Origin of the sequence: Pseudomonas sp. 22085 (genome assembly GCF_052045815.1) — a bacterium.
Taxonomy (GTDB): domain Bacteria; phylum Pseudomonadota; class Gammaproteobacteria; order Pseudomonadales; family Pseudomonadaceae; genus Aquipseudomonas; species Aquipseudomonas glycinae.
Map to the genome: position 1 here is coordinate 34,216 of NZ_JBQEQA010000009.1, position 14,408 is coordinate 48,623.

The 14,408-nt window shown below is 62.3% G+C and carries 13 protein-coding genes; 3 read left to right on the top strand and 10 right to left on the bottom strand.

The features are described from left to right. Positions 1-110: 110 nt before the first annotated feature. From ACTJK7_RS12955 to ACTJK7_RS12965, 3 genes are read right to left on the bottom strand one after another with little or no spacing between them, the layout of a single operon-like run. Entirely contained in the window at positions 111-2,348 is a 2,238-nt protein-coding gene (locus tag ACTJK7_RS12955; protein WP_440780800.1) for a molybdopterin cofactor-binding domain-containing protein, read from the bottom strand. Continuing rightward, positions 2,345-2,818, bottom strand: coding sequence for a (2Fe-2S)-binding protein (locus tag ACTJK7_RS12960; RefSeq protein WP_440780798.1), 474 nt, complete (start codon positions 2,816-2,818; stop codon positions 2,345-2,347). The genes ACTJK7_RS12955 and ACTJK7_RS12960 overlap by 4 nt, the downstream gene beginning before the upstream one ends. Continuing rightward, complete coding sequence (locus ACTJK7_RS12965) at positions 2,815-4,074, bottom strand: c-type cytochrome (RefSeq protein WP_201818245.1); 1,260 nt, start codon at positions 4,072-4,074, stop codon at positions 2,815-2,817. Before ACTJK7_RS12965 ends, ACTJK7_RS12960 begins: the two co-directional genes overlap by 4 nt. A 309-nt stretch (positions 4,075-4,383) precedes the next feature. Between ACTJK7_RS12965 and ACTJK7_RS12970 the strand changes: the two genes are divergently transcribed. Together ACTJK7_RS12970 and ACTJK7_RS12975 are read left to right on the top strand one after the other, a co-directional pair. Beyond that, on the top strand, positions 4,384-5,583 hold the full coding sequence (locus tag ACTJK7_RS12970) for an MFS transporter (RefSeq protein ID WP_108561638.1): 1,200 nt from the start codon (positions 4,384-4,386) through the stop codon (positions 5,581-5,583). Positions 5,584-5,683: 100 nt separating this feature from the next. Then, the gene (locus tag ACTJK7_RS12975; RefSeq protein WP_440780796.1) at positions 5,684-6,601 is read left to right on the top strand and encodes a LysR family transcriptional regulator; all 918 of its coding nucleotides are present in this window, start codon (positions 5,684-5,686) and stop codon (positions 6,599-6,601) included. Between the two features lie 118 nt (positions 6,602-6,719). Here ACTJK7_RS12975 and ACTJK7_RS12980 read toward each other — a convergent pair whose 3' ends face one another. From ACTJK7_RS12980 to ACTJK7_RS12990, 3 genes are all read right to left on the bottom strand, one after another. Further along, positions 6,720-7,922: an NAD(P)/FAD-dependent oxidoreductase gene (locus ACTJK7_RS12980; RefSeq protein WP_085654050.1), complete on the bottom strand. Its 1,203-nt coding sequence runs from the start codon at positions 7,920-7,922 to the stop codon at positions 6,720-6,722. A 223-nt stretch (positions 7,923-8,145) separates the two neighbouring features. Further along, complete coding sequence (locus ACTJK7_RS12985) at positions 8,146-8,520, bottom strand: response regulator transcription factor (RefSeq protein ID WP_041475244.1); 375 nt, start codon at positions 8,518-8,520, stop codon at positions 8,146-8,148. A 148-nt stretch (positions 8,521-8,668) separates the two neighbouring features. After that, positions 8,669-9,688, bottom strand: a complete 1,020-nt coding sequence (locus ACTJK7_RS12990; RefSeq protein WP_011333875.1) for a GlxA family transcriptional regulator — start codon at positions 9,686-9,688, stop codon at positions 8,669-8,671. A gap of 275 nt (positions 9,689-9,963) precedes the next feature. Between ACTJK7_RS12990 and ACTJK7_RS12995 the strand changes: the two genes are divergently transcribed. Continuing rightward, entirely contained in the window at positions 9,964-10,923 is a 960-nt protein-coding gene (locus tag ACTJK7_RS12995; protein WP_108561642.1) for an MBL fold metallo-hydrolase, read from the top strand. Between the two features lie 144 nt (positions 10,924-11,067). Here the strand turns inward: ACTJK7_RS12995 and ACTJK7_RS13000 are convergent, their stop codons facing one another. From ACTJK7_RS13000 to ACTJK7_RS13015, 4 genes are all read right to left on the bottom strand, one after another. Next, positions 11,068-11,442, bottom strand: a complete 375-nt coding sequence (locus ACTJK7_RS13000; protein ID WP_064381874.1) for a response regulator transcription factor — start codon at positions 11,440-11,442, stop codon at positions 11,068-11,070. A gap of 127 nt (positions 11,443-11,569) precedes the next feature. Beyond that, positions 11,570-12,094 (bottom strand): hypothetical protein, encoded by a 525-nt coding sequence (locus ACTJK7_RS13005; RefSeq protein ID WP_440780794.1) that lies wholly within the window; start codon positions 12,092-12,094, stop codon positions 11,570-11,572. Positions 12,095-12,109: 15 nt separating this feature from the next. Beyond that, complete coding sequence (locus ACTJK7_RS13010; protein ID WP_440780792.1) at positions 12,110-12,751, bottom strand: AraC family transcriptional regulator; 642 nt, start codon at positions 12,749-12,751, stop codon at positions 12,110-12,112. A 116-nt stretch (positions 12,752-12,867) separates the two neighbouring features. Continuing rightward, positions 12,868-14,322 carry a sensor histidine kinase gene (locus tag ACTJK7_RS13015; protein ID WP_064381871.1) on the bottom strand — a complete coding sequence of 485 codons (1,455 nt, stop codon included), beginning with the start codon at positions 14,320-14,322 and terminating at the stop codon, positions 12,868-12,870. Between the last annotated feature and the right edge of the window lie 86 nt (positions 14,323-14,408).

Sequence of the window (14,408 nt, forward strand, 5' to 3'; positions counted from 1 at the left end):
GTCGGGCGTTGGGGCCGGCACCGGATGGCCCTACGTTAAGCGGCTGTCCGGTGCTTGATAATCCACACGCGACGCCACGCTGCATTGCGTGAAATGCAACGTGGCGTGGTTCAGGAAGGCTGTTGCGAGCGGGTCAGCGGAAGGTTCAGCCAGCGTCGTCCGGTGGCGTTCGCCACGGCATTGCCGATGGCGGCTGCCATGGGGCCCTGGACGATTTCGGCGGCCCCCAGAAACGGTTGCCCCGGCTGGTCGAGCAGGTGAACGTCGACCTTTTTGGGTACTTGCGAGAAGCGCAGGATCGGGTAGCCGCTCCAGTCGTAGCTGCGGATCCCGCCGGCGTCATAGGCGACCTTTTCATACAGCGTCCAGCTGGTGGACTGCACGATCCCGCCCTCGACCTGATTGCGCAGGCCATCGGGACTGACGATCTGGCCCACGTCCACCGCCGTGGCAACGTGATCGACCTGCACTTCGCCGGTCTGCGGATGCACTCGAAGACGCACGGCAATGGCGCAGTAGCCCATGATGTTTTTGTAGCGTGCGAAGGCGAAACCAAGGCCTGCGCCGGGGTCGCTGCTTTTGTGCGGCCAGTCGATTGCATCGCGCACCCGGTCCACCACCGCCCGTGCCCGAGGATCGGTCAGGTGTGCCAGGCGCAGGGCAACCGGATCAACTCCGGCCTTGGCGGCCAGCTCGTCGATGCAGGCTTCGATGGCGAAGACGTTGATGTGGGCGCCCAGCGAGCGCATGGCCGAGGTGCGGAACGGCATTTCGGTGACGAAGTTCATGTCGATCCGCGAAGAGGCCACGGTGTACAGCGGCACCGCGTTGCGATCGCCATCGCCTTCGGGCTGAGCGATCGGCACCGAAGGTGCGGAGGCGAACGGCCGGGCCAGTAGGCGTGCGGGCAGCAAGCGCCCGGCGTTGACGATGCGTTCGTTGTGCGGCGTGGTCCATAGCTCATAGTTCCAGTCCTGCAGCCGACCCTGTGCGTCAAGGTTGGCTTGCACCTCGGTGACCATCGCCGAGCTGTACGGCTCCCAGAGGTTTTCCTGCTCGCGCATCCATTGCACCCGCACCGGCGTGCCCGGCACGCGCATGGCAATCAACGCCGCGTCGGCTGCTGCATCGTCTGCGCCGTTGTGGCCGTAACAGCCGGAACCTTCGGTGTGGATACAGCGCACGCGCTCGGGCGGCAACCGCAGCATTTCGGCGATCCCGGCACGCAGCGGATACACGCCCTGGGTGTGGGTCCAGACGGTGAGGGCGCCATCCTTGAACCAGGCCACGGCGCAGGACGGACCGATCGAACCATGCATCAGGTATTGCTTGGTCACCCGGGCGCGATATTGGTTGTCGGTGGCGCCTTGGGGCGTGCCTTCATGGCTGATCGGATAACGCCGTGAAGGCAGACGTTCGAGCAAGGTGTGGATGTCGCGCGATTCGGGAATCGCCTGTCCGCCGCTCCAGCGCGCCGAAGCGTATCCATGACGCATGGCTTTGATCGCCTGCCATTCGTCCCGCGCTACAACGGCCAGATAATTGCCGTCGCGAATCACCTGCACCACCCCGGACAGCGTCTTGATCGATTCCGTATCGATGGCTTCCAGTGTGCAGCCGGGACGCGGCGGGCGGATGACCCGGGCGTGGAGCATGCCCGGCAGGCGAATGTCCTGCACGAACGCGGCGCCGCCGCTGACTTTGCCCGGAATGTCCAGGCGTGGCAGCGAATGGCCGATGAGCTTGAATGACGCCGGCGGCATCGAGGGCGATGCGGATTTTGCGTAGCGGTGCAGATCGACCTGCTGCACGGCGTCGGCGTAGGACATGCGTTGCCCGGTCGGGCCGAGAATGATGCCGTCCCGTGTCGTCAGCAGCGCCGGCGCAACGTTCCAGCTGCGCCCGGCCGCTTCCAGCAGCATCTCGCGCACTTGCGCCGCCGCGTTGAACAGCGCGGTGCCGCTGTCGAAAATCGTGTGGCTGCCGGCGGTGTAGCCTTCGTTCGGCGTGAGTGCGGTGTCGGCGGTGAGCAGGTTGATCGCGGTCGGGGCGACCTCCAGCCGTTCAGCGGCAATTTGCAGTAACGCGGTTTTGACCCCGGTGCCCAGTTCGACCTTGCCGGTGTAGACGGTGATGCCGTCGTGGCCGACGCGGATCCAGGCATCGAGCCAGGGGTTGGTGCGCAGGCTGCCGGGCAGGTCCGGCGCTAGCACGACCGTGCCGAGGGTATCGACTTCGGTGTCAGCCAGGGCGCGGCGTGAGACCGGCACCAAAGCAAACGCTACCAGCAGAGCGCCCCCGCGCAGGAACGCACGGCGACTGTGATCGACCTCATTGATCGTCGTCATAGCGCGCTCCCGTTTTGCCGGGCGACAAGGCTGATCGCGTCGATGATGCGCAAGTGCGTGCCGCAGCGGCAGAGGTTGACGGACATGTGTTCGCGAATGGTCTGCTCGTCGGGCTGCGGATTGCTTTCCAGCAATGCCTGCGCACGCATCAACATGCCGGCGATGCAGTAACCGCATTGAGCGGCCTGTTTGTCGATGAACGCTTGCTGCAGAGAGCCGGGGTGTTCGGCGGTTCCCAGACTCTCGACCGTCCGAACCTTTTTGCCTTCGAGACCGGCGCAGGGTGTCAGGCAGGAAAACACCGGTTGGTCATCGACGATGACGGTGCAGGCACCGCATTGGCCCAGACCACAGCCGTACTTGGCGCCGTTCAGGCCCAGGTGATTGCGCAGCGCATAGAGCAGCGGCATGTCGGGCTCCAGTTCGAGAGCCTGGGTGGATCCGTTGACGTTGAGGGTGATCTGAGTCATTTCGTCTCCTGACGTAGCGCTTGGAGGGTGGCAGGAAGGTCGGTCCACGGTTGGTCGGGGCTGGCCTGATGGCGCAGGTAGACGGCCAGGGCGTCGAGTTGAGCGTTGTCGAGACTGGCGGCGAACGAGGGCATCACCGGCCCCGGCTGGCCGGGTTCTGCCGGGATGCCTTCGAGTACGGTTTTCACAAAGTTGCGCGGGCTGGCAGCCTGCAGCGCCGAGGTGCGATCCAGTGCCGGGCGGCCGTCGATGTCACGCATCGGCGCGCCTTGGGCATGGCAGCCGGCGCAGGCACTGGCGAACAGCAGCGCGCCAGAGGATCGATCCGCAGGTTCAGCGCTGGCGCTCGGAATTTCGTTGATCGCGGTTTTCGCCGGCAGACTCAGCAGGTATTCGGCAATCGCCTGGGCATCTTCCACGGGCAAGCGCGCCAGACCGAGACTGACCGGGCGCATCGGGCCCGCCGCCGTGCCGTGTCCGTCGACCACTTCGGCTCGCAGGTAACTCACCAGTTGCTCGCTGCTCCACGGATTTGCCCGGTGCGCCGTGCCCAGCAATGACGGCGCGTCCCAGCCATCCACGCTGCCACCGGCCAGACTTTCGCCGGACTTCTCGGCCCCGATCAGGTTCAACGGCGAATGACAGCCGGCGCAGTGACCGGGGCCTTCGACCAGGTAGCGTCCGCGATTCCACGCCTGCGATTGCTCCGCCAGCGGTGTCAGCGGCTTTCCGTGCAGAAACAGCAGGTTCCAGAACGACACCAGTGGCCGGATGTTCATCGGGAAGTTCATGCGGTTTTGTTGTGGCGGCGAGTCCACGGCCGGGCCGCTCATCAGGTACGCATAGGCGTCGGCGATGTCGTCTTGGCTCATGCGCCGGTAATGAACGTAAGGGAAGGCCGGGTACAGGAAGTGGCCGTCGCGGGAGATCCCTTCACGCATCGCCCGCTCGAAGGCCGGCAGCGACCATTGGCCGATGCCGGTCTGTGGATCCGGGGTGATGTTGGTGCTGTAGAGCGTGCCGAACGGCGTCACCAGCGGCAGTCCGCCAGCCAGGTATTGGCCGCCGGGCCGCGTATGACACACCGCACAGTCGCCAGCCTCGACCACTCGTGCGCCGCGTTGCCGTTGCGCGGAGTCGAAGGTTTGCGGGCGTTCGACCGGCGCAATTGCCGGCCGCCACATCAGCGCCAGGGCCGCGATTGCCCCGATCGACGCGAGGGCTGCTGCGCTGATCCACAGCGTTCTGGATCTCATGAAATGGCCGTTCATGAGCGGTTGCCCAAGAAGCACGCGGTGGGCGTGAGGGACAGATTTGGCATCTTCGACAACTCCTTGAACGACCGGGGAAGGGCGCCGATGTAAAGCCCTGCGCCAGGTGCCCAAGGGTAGAGAAGGTGCATGCGTCCGGGTATTGCCGGACCGCGCAATAGCACGTTGCGCCAAGTGCAACGCCGGGGGGCGTTGCATTTGGCGCATCACTCAATTGCCCGAGGAGTGGATACTCGAAGGCCGAAGCAGCCCTTAGCCTTGGCGTCACTTTTCCAAACTCATCGAGGTGTCATCATGCTTACGGGCAATCCGGCAGCGGCGGCCAAGGCCGAACCATCCGCTTCTCTTTCCGGCCTGATGGTCGCGTTCCTGGCATTCTGCTGCGGCGCGGTCGTGGCCAACCTTTATTACGCTCAGCCGATCGTCGAACTGATCGCGCCGCAGATCGGCCTGTCCAGTGCCAATGCCAGTCTGATCGTTTCCCTCACGCAGTTCGGTTATGCATTGGGCCTGCTGTTGCTGGTGCCGCTGGCCGACCTGATGGAAAACCGCCGGCTGGTGGTGGGCTTTACCCTGGCGGCGAGCGTGACGCTGTTGTGCGCCGGCCTGACGCACTCGCCGTCGATGTTCCTTGTCCTGTCGTTGCTGATCGGCCTGACTTCGGTGGCGGTGCAGATTCTGGTGCCGTTGGCCGCGCATTTGGCGCCCGAGGCAACCCGTGGCCGGGTGGTGGGCAACATCATGAGTGGCCTGTTGCTGGGCATTCTGCTGTCGCGGCCACTGTCGAGTCTGCTGGTGGAAGTGTTCGGCTGGCGCGGTGTGTTTTTCAGCGCAGCGGCGCTGATGGCTGTCATCGCCCTGATCATGGCGATTGCCTTGCCGCGCCGCGTCCCGAGCCATCAGGCGACGTACGCTGCGCTGATCGGCTCGGTGTTTGCGCTGGCCCGTCGGCACGCGGTTCTGCGTCAGCGTTCGTTGTATCAAGGCTTGCTGTTCGCCAGTTTCAGCCTGTTCTGGACCCTCGCACCCATCGAGCTGATGCGGCACCACGGTTTCAGTCAGGCACAGGTGGCGATTTTTGCCCTGGTCGGCGCTGTCGGCGCGGTCGCAGCGCCGATTGCCGGGCGCCTGGCCGATGCCGGGCACGGTCGGCGCGGGACGCTCGTTGCACTGTTGCTGGCGCCAGCCTCGTTGCTGATCGCTGCGCTGCCGGGCAGCGGCTATGTCTGGCTGGTGGTTTGCGCGGTGCTGCTGGACTTCGCCGTGCAGCTGAACATGGTGCTGGGCCAGCGCGAGGTGTACGCCATCGATCCGCACAGCCGGGCCCGCCTGAATGCCGTGTACATGACCAGCATTTTTGTCGGCGGCGCCCTGGGATCGCTGGTCGCCAGTCCGCTCTACGAGCATTTCGGCTGGAACCTGTCCGCCGTGACCGTGGCGTTGCTGCCGGCACTGGCCCTGGCGCTGTTCCTGAGCCGCAAGGCCGATGCCTGAACCGCAGGCACCGCTGAGTCCGATGAAGCACGGTCCTACAAGACGATTGGCGAACGGTGATGCACAATCATCACCGTTTCCTTTCGATCGGGCTCCACTTATGGATAAGTTGCTGGCACTGAAGATGTTCGTTGAAACCGTCCGTTGCGGTGGTTATTCCTCGGCGGCGCGCAAACTCGGCATCTCCACCTCTTCAGTGACGCGCCAGGTGGCGGGGCTGGAACACGAGTTGGGCGCGAGCCTGCTCAACCGCACCACACGCAACACCAGCGTGACGGTCGCCGGCCAAACCTATTTCGAGAAAGCGGTGGCCATTCTCGATGCCATCGATGAGGCCGACGCGGTGGTCGCCGACCGTGGCAGCGAGGCGCAGGGACGCCTGCGCATCAGCGTGCCGGTGGAGTTCGGCCGGCAGATCATTGCGCCGCAACTGGGGGTATTGCTGGACCGCCATCCGGGGCTTGAAATCAGTGTGTCGTTGAGCGATCAGGTCAGCGATCTGCTGAGTGAGCAGATCGATGTCTCGGTGCGCCTGGGATCATCGGTGGTCAGTGACGATATCGTCAGCAAACGCGTGGGCGGCTTCCAGCGCTGGGTGGTGGCGAGTCCCGATTACCTGAGCGGTCACGCTGTGCCGGCGCATCCACGAGATTTGCTCGAGCATCAATGCCTGCGCTTCGACTACGGCGCTGCGCACCAGCACTGGACGTTCCAGGGCGACGAGGAAACCATCCAGCTCAATGTGCATGGCCGCCTGCAAAGCAACAACGCCGACATCCTGCGCGAAGCGGCGGTGGCGGGGCGCGGTGTGGCCCTGCTGGCCGATTGGCTGGTGCGTGCCGACGTCGAGGCGGGGCGGTTGACGCGACTGCTGGAGGGTTATGAAGTCAATCCCGGTAATGCGAGCTGCTGCATCAATGCGTTGTATCTGCCCAATCACCGGGGCTCGAGTCGTATCAATGTGTTCATTGATTTTCTGGAAGACATTCTGGCAGCGGAGCCATCGACTCAACGCTAGAGTGCCGTTTATTGCCGCCCGACGCTTTGTGAGTTCTGCATAAAAAAGCGCCCGCCAAAAAAACCGTGGCGGGCGCCTGGGAATGCGCAGCGATAGGGAAGTGTGAACCGTCGGGTGATCAGGCCACCGGAATCAATGGGTCGGCCGCGGCCAGTGCGGTTGCACGATCGGCGGCCGGCGGGTAGATCCACACGGTGTTGATCTGGGTCTTGAGGTCCTTGGCCTCTTGCCCGACCAGTTTCAATTGACGGTCCCAGCCCTCGGTGAACACCGCGCCCCAGGCGCCGAGGTCAAGGCAGGTCACGTACTTGGGCTGGCGGTAGGTGATCGGCGCGACACCGATCAGGTCAGCGGCCACATTGTTGCCGGCATAACGGCCCAGGCTGATCGCATGCTGGCAGGACATCGCGGCGTAGTTTCCGAGGTCATCCGTAGCGGCATAAGCGACGTCGCCGGCAGCGAAGACATCCACGTGTCCCAGCACTTTCAAGTGGCCGTCGACGTGCAGGCGACCTTGCGGATCACGGCTGCCCGGAATCTGTTCAGTGAGCGGGCTGGCGCGGAAGCCAACGGTCCAGATGACGGTGTTGGACTCGATCCGTTTGCCGTCAGCCAAAGTCACGCCGCCGGCATCCACCGAGGCGACCGAGGCGTCGACTACCCATTCAATGCCCAGTTCTCGGGACGCTTCGACAATGGACGGGCGAATGCCGTCACCCAGAGTCGCGGCGATTTGCGGCGCGCGATCCACCACGATGACCCTGATCGGCGCATCGTCACCCAGTGCGGCACGCAGGCGGGCCGGCATTTCAGTGGCGGTTTCGATCCCGGTAAAACCACCACCGGCGACCACCACGGTATTACGCGCAGCGCTCGACGGCTGGTCCTTCAACGACTTGATATGGGCTTCGAGGCGTGCTGCTTCTTCGATCTGATCGACATCGAAGGCGTGTTCGATCATGCCTTTGAGCGGTGGGCGAATCACGCGACTGCCGGCGGCCAACACCAGTCGGTCATAGCTCAGCGTGCTTTGTGTGCCGAAGGCATCGCTGTAGATCACTTGCTTGCCGGCGGTGTCGATGCTGTCGGCGATGCCTTTGACGAACTTCACGCCCACGGCATCGAACAGTTCACCCAGCGGCGCCTTCATGTTGTGGACATCCGGCTCGTAGAAGCGCGGACGGATGCGCAGTTCTGCCTGGGGCGCGAGGACGGTGATCTGCACGTCGTTACGATCATGCTGGTCCAGCAGACGTGCGGCGCTCAGGGCGCTCCAGACTCCACCAAACCCTGCGCCTATCACTAAAATGTGCTGTTTCATCGGATGACTCCTGTGGAAATTCTGGTCGTTGAACGGCTTGTCCGTTCATGCGTGACCGTCTGCCGCCCTGCACGAAGCAGGTGGTTGTGAACAACCGCAGAGCCGGTTCGATTCGCTGGGGAAGATGCTATCGGGGAAGGTGCGGCGAGACACTTCTACATAGGGTCAGTGCCGACATGCTTAGGTATGGGGTGGGGTATACACAGGTATAGAAAGAGGGCCGTCAAACGGCGCGATTGAATGCGCTTTCGATGCAGGTGATGAGTTCGCCGCACGGGAAGGGTTTAGGGAAATAGGCGAGGGGCTCGGGGAATGCGGCGTTGACCCTTGGCGGACGCCCCTGGTAACCCGTGATGAAAATGATCGGGATGCGCACGCCTCGGGCGCACAGCTCATCGTACATCTCGATGCCGGACAGACCGGGCATCTGGATGTCCGAGATGATGCAGCCGGGGCGGGGCGGCGCCTTCATCGCCAGAAAAGCCTCCGCGTTCGGGTACAACTGCACGGTGTAGCCGTGAGAGCGCAACAGGCTGTCCAGCGCCATGCGCACGGACTCATCATCATCGACAACCGATACAACAGCGGTGTGGGACATTGCTTTACCAGGGCTGATCTCGGGTAGCCCGTCGAGGACGCCCGCCATTGCCGCACGATACGCCGCTCGGTTCGGCGGCGTACTTATACGTGTGTATAGCGACAGTATTGGAACGTCTGCGAGCCCGGCGCCATTGCGCTGTGTGACGTCAGCGCGAGAACCGGCTGCGGTATTCCCGGGGCGAGACCGAGAGGTGACGGTAGAAGGTGTCGCGCATGCGTTCTTCGTCGCCAAACCCGCACAACTGCGCGATCTGGTCGATGTTGCGCTGAGAGTCTTCGAGCATTCGTCGCGCCGCTTCCAGGCGAAACAGCTCGAGTGCCTTGGCCGGCGTGCGGCCGATCTTGCGTTTGTAGACCCGCGCGAAATTGCGCGGGCTCATCTGCGCCTGCCGGGCCAGCGATTCGACGCTCAATTGCGGGTCGCCGAGGTTTTCGCTGATCCACAGGTGCAATTCTTCGAAGCAGCCTCTGTCGTCGATCTGCGCTTGCAGCAACTGGCTGAACTGCGCCTGACCGCCAGGGCGTTTGAGAAAAACCACCAGCTCACGCGCCACCTTCAACGCCACGGCGCGGCCGCAATCGGCCTCGACCAGCGCCAGCGCCATGTCGATTCCGGTGGTGACCCCGGCGGAAGTCCAGACGTTGCCTTGCTGGATGTAGATCGCATCAAGGTCGACATCGACACTCGGAAAACCACCCTTGAGCATGTCGCACATGCCCCAGTGGGTGGTTGCGCGCAAGCCTTCCAGCAGCCCGGCCTGGGCCAGCAGAAAGGTGCCGCTGCACACCGAGGCGGTGCGTCTGGCCTTGGCCGATGCCGCGCGCAGCCAGTCGACCAACGCAACATTGTCGAGCATGGCCTGACGGATGTTCGGCGCACCGGGCACGATCAGCGTATCGATGGTTGTCTCGTCAAAGGTGCGCAGGGCCAAGGTGTTGACCGACAGCCCTTCGGCGGTGGCGATCAATCCGCCGTCCAGGCTTGCGGTGTGCAACGCGTAGCCAGGCAAGCCGCGTTCGGCCATGGCCTTGGACGCGGCCCAGAACACGGTTTGTGCGCCGGTCAGGTCCAGCAAGCCCATCTGCGGATACGCCAGGAACACCAGCGTGCGCGGTTGCGCGAGCAAGCAGGTGAGAGGGTCGGGTTGGTGAAAAATAGAGTTCATGACTGCTCAGGGACCTGATGATCGCCCGCTTTTCGGCGATCCGGTGCGCCGTAGTTTCGGTGTTTGCGGGCAGGAGCGCGAATATACATTGGTATGGGCCACTGCCACCTCAACAGCGGCGTTACTCGGTCGATGTGGTTCAAGCCCTATACCCGCGTATGGTGTTGGACGTCGTGGTCGCGATGCACACTCGATTTCAAGGCGCGCCATTCAGCGCTTGCACCAGCAAGGGCATTCGTCCGGGAAATTTTGACTCAGCCAAGAGGAAAGCGACCATGTCAACGTATCTGAATCACTCCAATCAAACCAACGCAACCGATGACCGGCAGGCGTCCGTCACCCGCCAGCCATTCGCTCCGGCGCAGGAGCTGGTGCCATCGCGCTACGCACTGCAGGTCGGCGACATCGACGTGGTGGTGATCAGCGACGGCGTGCTGCCGCTGCCGACCTCGACCATGTCCACAAATGCCGACCCGCAGGCTCGCGCCGCCTGGTTCAAGGACATGTTCCTGGGGCCTGATGCTTTTGACTGGGCACTCAACGTGCTGGTGGTGCGCAGCGGCGAGCAGATCATTCTGGTCGACGCCGGGCTGGGCGGGCAGTTTCCCGGCTTCCCTCGGGCCGGTCAGTTACCGAAGCGACTGGAAGCGGCCGGCATCGATCTGGCCAGCGTGACCGATATCGTGATCACGCACATGCACATGGATCATGTCGGCGGTCTGCTGGTGGATGAAGTGAAGAGCCGGCTGCGTCCTGACTTGCGTATCCACGTCTCGGCGAAAGAGGTCGAGTTCTGGGAGACACCGGACTTCACCCAGACCGTCATGCCGGCGCCAGTGCCTGACGTTCTGCGCGCGACGGCCAATCAGTTCATCAACGATTACCGCCGCCAGGTGCGCACCTTCGAGGATGAATACGAAGTGGCGCCGGGGGTGGTGGTCAAGCTGACGGGTGGACATACGCCGGGGCACAGCATTGTCTACGTCAACTCGGGCGGCGAACGCCTGACCTTCGCCGGCGACGCTTTGTTTCCGGTGGCCTTCGAGCACCCGGAATGGCACAACGGTTTCGAGCATGATCCTGAAGAGTCGGTGCGTGTTCGCGTGCGCCTGATGCGCGAGGCGGCGGCGAGTGGTGAGTGGTTTGTTGCCACCCATCTGCCGTTCCCGTCGGTAGGTCGAGTGGCGGTCGATGGCGATGCGTTCCGCTGGATTGCAGCGTTCTGGGATTACTGATCGGCTGTCGGCGGCCCGGCTGCATTCTGCCGGGCTCGATAAAAATCAGGCCCCGCAAGTGATGAACTTGCAGGGCCTTTTTTTGCTTTGAGGTTTGTCGGTCGGGCAGCGGCGGCTCTGCATCCAGTTATTCGTCAGGGCCGCTCAACGGCGGCGCATCAGCGCCTGTTCGATGCAGGCCAGCAATGCCCCGGTATGGAACGGTTTGGAGAAATAACCTTCCGGCGTCTTCACCCGCGCACTGAACTCGGGGGGCAGGCCCGGTTTGCCAGTGATGAAAATCGTCGGAATATGGATCTTCCTGGCCGCCAGCGCCTCGTACATTTCGACCCCGCACATGCCGGGCATCTGAATGTCCGAGATCAGGCACCCGGTCTGCTCTGGCGCGCTCGATTCAAGAAATGCAAAAGCGCTGTTGAATGTCTTGACCGTATAACCGCAAGACCGCAACAAACTGTCCATTGAAACCAGAACAAGTTCGTCATCATCGACAACTGAAACAATAGCTGAGTTGAACATGGGAAACCTTGCGTTCTTTGCGGGTGTCTGTCGCGCCCGCCATACTTGCAAGATACGCTTTCAAAAATTGTGGAATAGTATACGTGGGTATGTTTAGTTGGTTTTTTTTGTTAGTTGCGAAAGTTAATCAATGTTCAGCAAATAAATGGTTGTTGATTAACGAAAGAAAGTAATTGTTATGTCGAGTGCAGGCTTCAAAGAGTTGTCGGCTGGCGTAGTCGTTGTTGGCAATTGCGCTGGCGCGACAGTCGCGGAACAAGGCATCGGCGGCCCGTAGTCGGCGCAGGGCGCGGTCAATGCCTTTAAGGCAGTCGGCAAAGCATAAAGGTTCGGCAGCCTCATTGAGGTGGTAGAGCGCGTCGCGCTGGGCATGGCCGCCCAGGTCGGTGATGCCGGTGACGAGAAAGTCGGCGTAACGGGTATTGGCATTCAACAGCCTGCGAAACAGCGTCTGCACCGGTAGAAAGCTCACAGCGTGCAGTGTCTGCTGGCTGTGCTTGAGCCGCGCCAGAATGCTCAGCGTCGCGCTCAGGGTCTGCGTCAATGCGTCGATAATCTCCACGCGCTCAGCGGTGGACAACGATGTGTGCGTGCCATAGCGGGTGATGCAGGGCGGGTGACTGACCAAATACAGTTTGTGCGGTGCGTTCATGACCACCGTCTCCGGCTAGCGCTCGTGCGCGATTGAATGTTGTGATTGCAGCAGCGGACTCCACTGTTTCTGGTTGTCCGGGCGTCGGTAGTACACCACCATGCGCCGGGCGACCTGCATGGCCAGCTCGCGACCGTGATCGGCCTCGACCAGTGCCAGCGCCAGATCGATCCCGGCGCTGACGCCGGCGCAGGTCCACACCGATGCCTGGTGGACGAAGATGGCCTCGCGATCCAGCTCGACCCTAGGGAACAGCCGCTCGAACATGTCAGCCATCAACCAGTGTGTCGCCACGCGCAGGCCGTCGAGCAGTCCGGCCTGAGCCAGGAAAAAAGCACCGCTGCATACCGACGTCGTACGGTTGGCAGTGGCTGACGTGGCGCGCAACCAATCGACCAGCGGCGCGTTGTCTCGCAATGCCTGGCTGATGAACGCCGAGCCTGGAACGATCAACGTATTGATCGGCTCGTCGCTGAGCTCATCCAGCCGCCGGGTTTGAACCACCAGGCCTTCGCCGGTCTGCACCGGCCCGCCTTGCAGGCTCGCGGTGTGCAAGGCATAACCGGGCAAACCGAGTTGCGCCAGTCCGCACGTCGCCGCCCAGAAAACGGTCTGCGCGCCGGTCAGATCCAGCAGGCCCATTTGCGGGTATGCCACGAAAACGACGGTTCGTTCGTGTACCGGAGTTTCGGGTTCTGCGCCGGGGTTTGTACGTTGGATAGACAATGCGGGTCTCCATATCGCCACCGCGCGACATCAGGGGTGGATGGTTGTCATTTATCGTGTTCGAGCGCAGCCAATGGAATCGCAAACACAAACTGCGTGCCGACGCCCTCGGTGCTGTTGACCCAGATGCGGCCGCCGTGGAATTCAATGATCGAACGGCAAATCGAGAGGCCCATTCCCAGGCCGGTGGGCTTGGTGGTGAAAAATGGGTCGAACAGCGAAGGCAGGATGTCCTCGGCAATGCCGACGCCGGAGTCGGCGATTTCAAGCACGGCCTCGTTGTGCAGGATCGAGGTGGTGATCCGCAGCGTCCGGGCGCGGTCAAGCACATTGGCCATGGCCTGGCAGGCGTTGATGATCAGATTGATGATGACTTGCTGCAGTTGTACCCGGTCACCTTTGATCCGCGCACCATGAGTGCCCAGTCGGGCATGCGGGCGAACCTCATGGAAGCTGATGTCATGTTGCATGAGTGTCAGCGAGTCACTGACGATGTCGTCGAACACTTCGACATTGCGCTGCACCTCGCTGTGTCGCGATAACGCTCGAATACAGGCGATGACATCGGAGACCCTGACCGAGTTTTGAATGATCCGGTCCAGCGAACGGCGGGCTTCTTCCAGGTTGGGTTCGGGCCGGTTGATCCAGCGTTTGCAGGATTCCCCGCTGGTGATGACCGCTGCCAGCGGCTGATTGATTTCGTGGGCAATCGACGCGGCCAGTTCGCCCATGGAAGTCAGGCGCGTGACGTGGGCGAGGGTGGCTTGCGAGTGAAACAACGCCTCTTCCGACTGTTTGCTGGCGGTGACGTCCATCAGCGCCCCGGCGTATTGCGTGCGCCCGCGATGTCTGGGCAACGGGCTGGCGATCATCTGCACGTGCTTGATCCGACCATCCGGCATGAGCAGCCGATGCTCGACTTCGACCAACTCTTGCCGGCGCGCAAACTGTTCCAGCACCTGATCGATAACCGGCAGGTCGTCTGGATGAGTGCGTGACTTGACCAGCGCCAGTGTCGGGGTGATGTCCGGCGAGTACTCGAAAATACGCGACGACTCTTGCGACCATGAAACGCTGACTTTTTTATCGATGATGAAACCGATACTGCCGGTGTGGGTAAGTTTCTGTGCGCCCAGAAAGAACGCTTCCTTGCGCCGCAGCGTTTCAGTGGCGCGTTTGCTGCGCAACGCGAGCAGGGAAATGGTCGTCAGCGCGATCAGGCACCTGACGAATCCGGCGATGCTGCGGTGATCGCGATAACCTTCATCGACCAGGAAGTCGGCCGTCAGCAGCGTGAGGCAACCCAACGCGACGGCAAGAAATACCGGTACCGGGAAGATGTTCGCTGACATGAATACCAGCGTGATGTAGAACAACGTCGGCGCAACGTCCAGATCGAGGTACGCGTTGGTGATATAGATCATGCTGCCGACCGCTATGCCGCAAAGCCAGGCGAAGGCGTCTGAACAAAGAAGTTGTGCGCGACGTTTGATGATAGACATTTATTCTTCCAGATTTTTGCTATCGGACGGCAGGTCGTGTTCTTTCGATGAAGCAGGCAAACGCTATGAAAGGCGTATTAATGAAG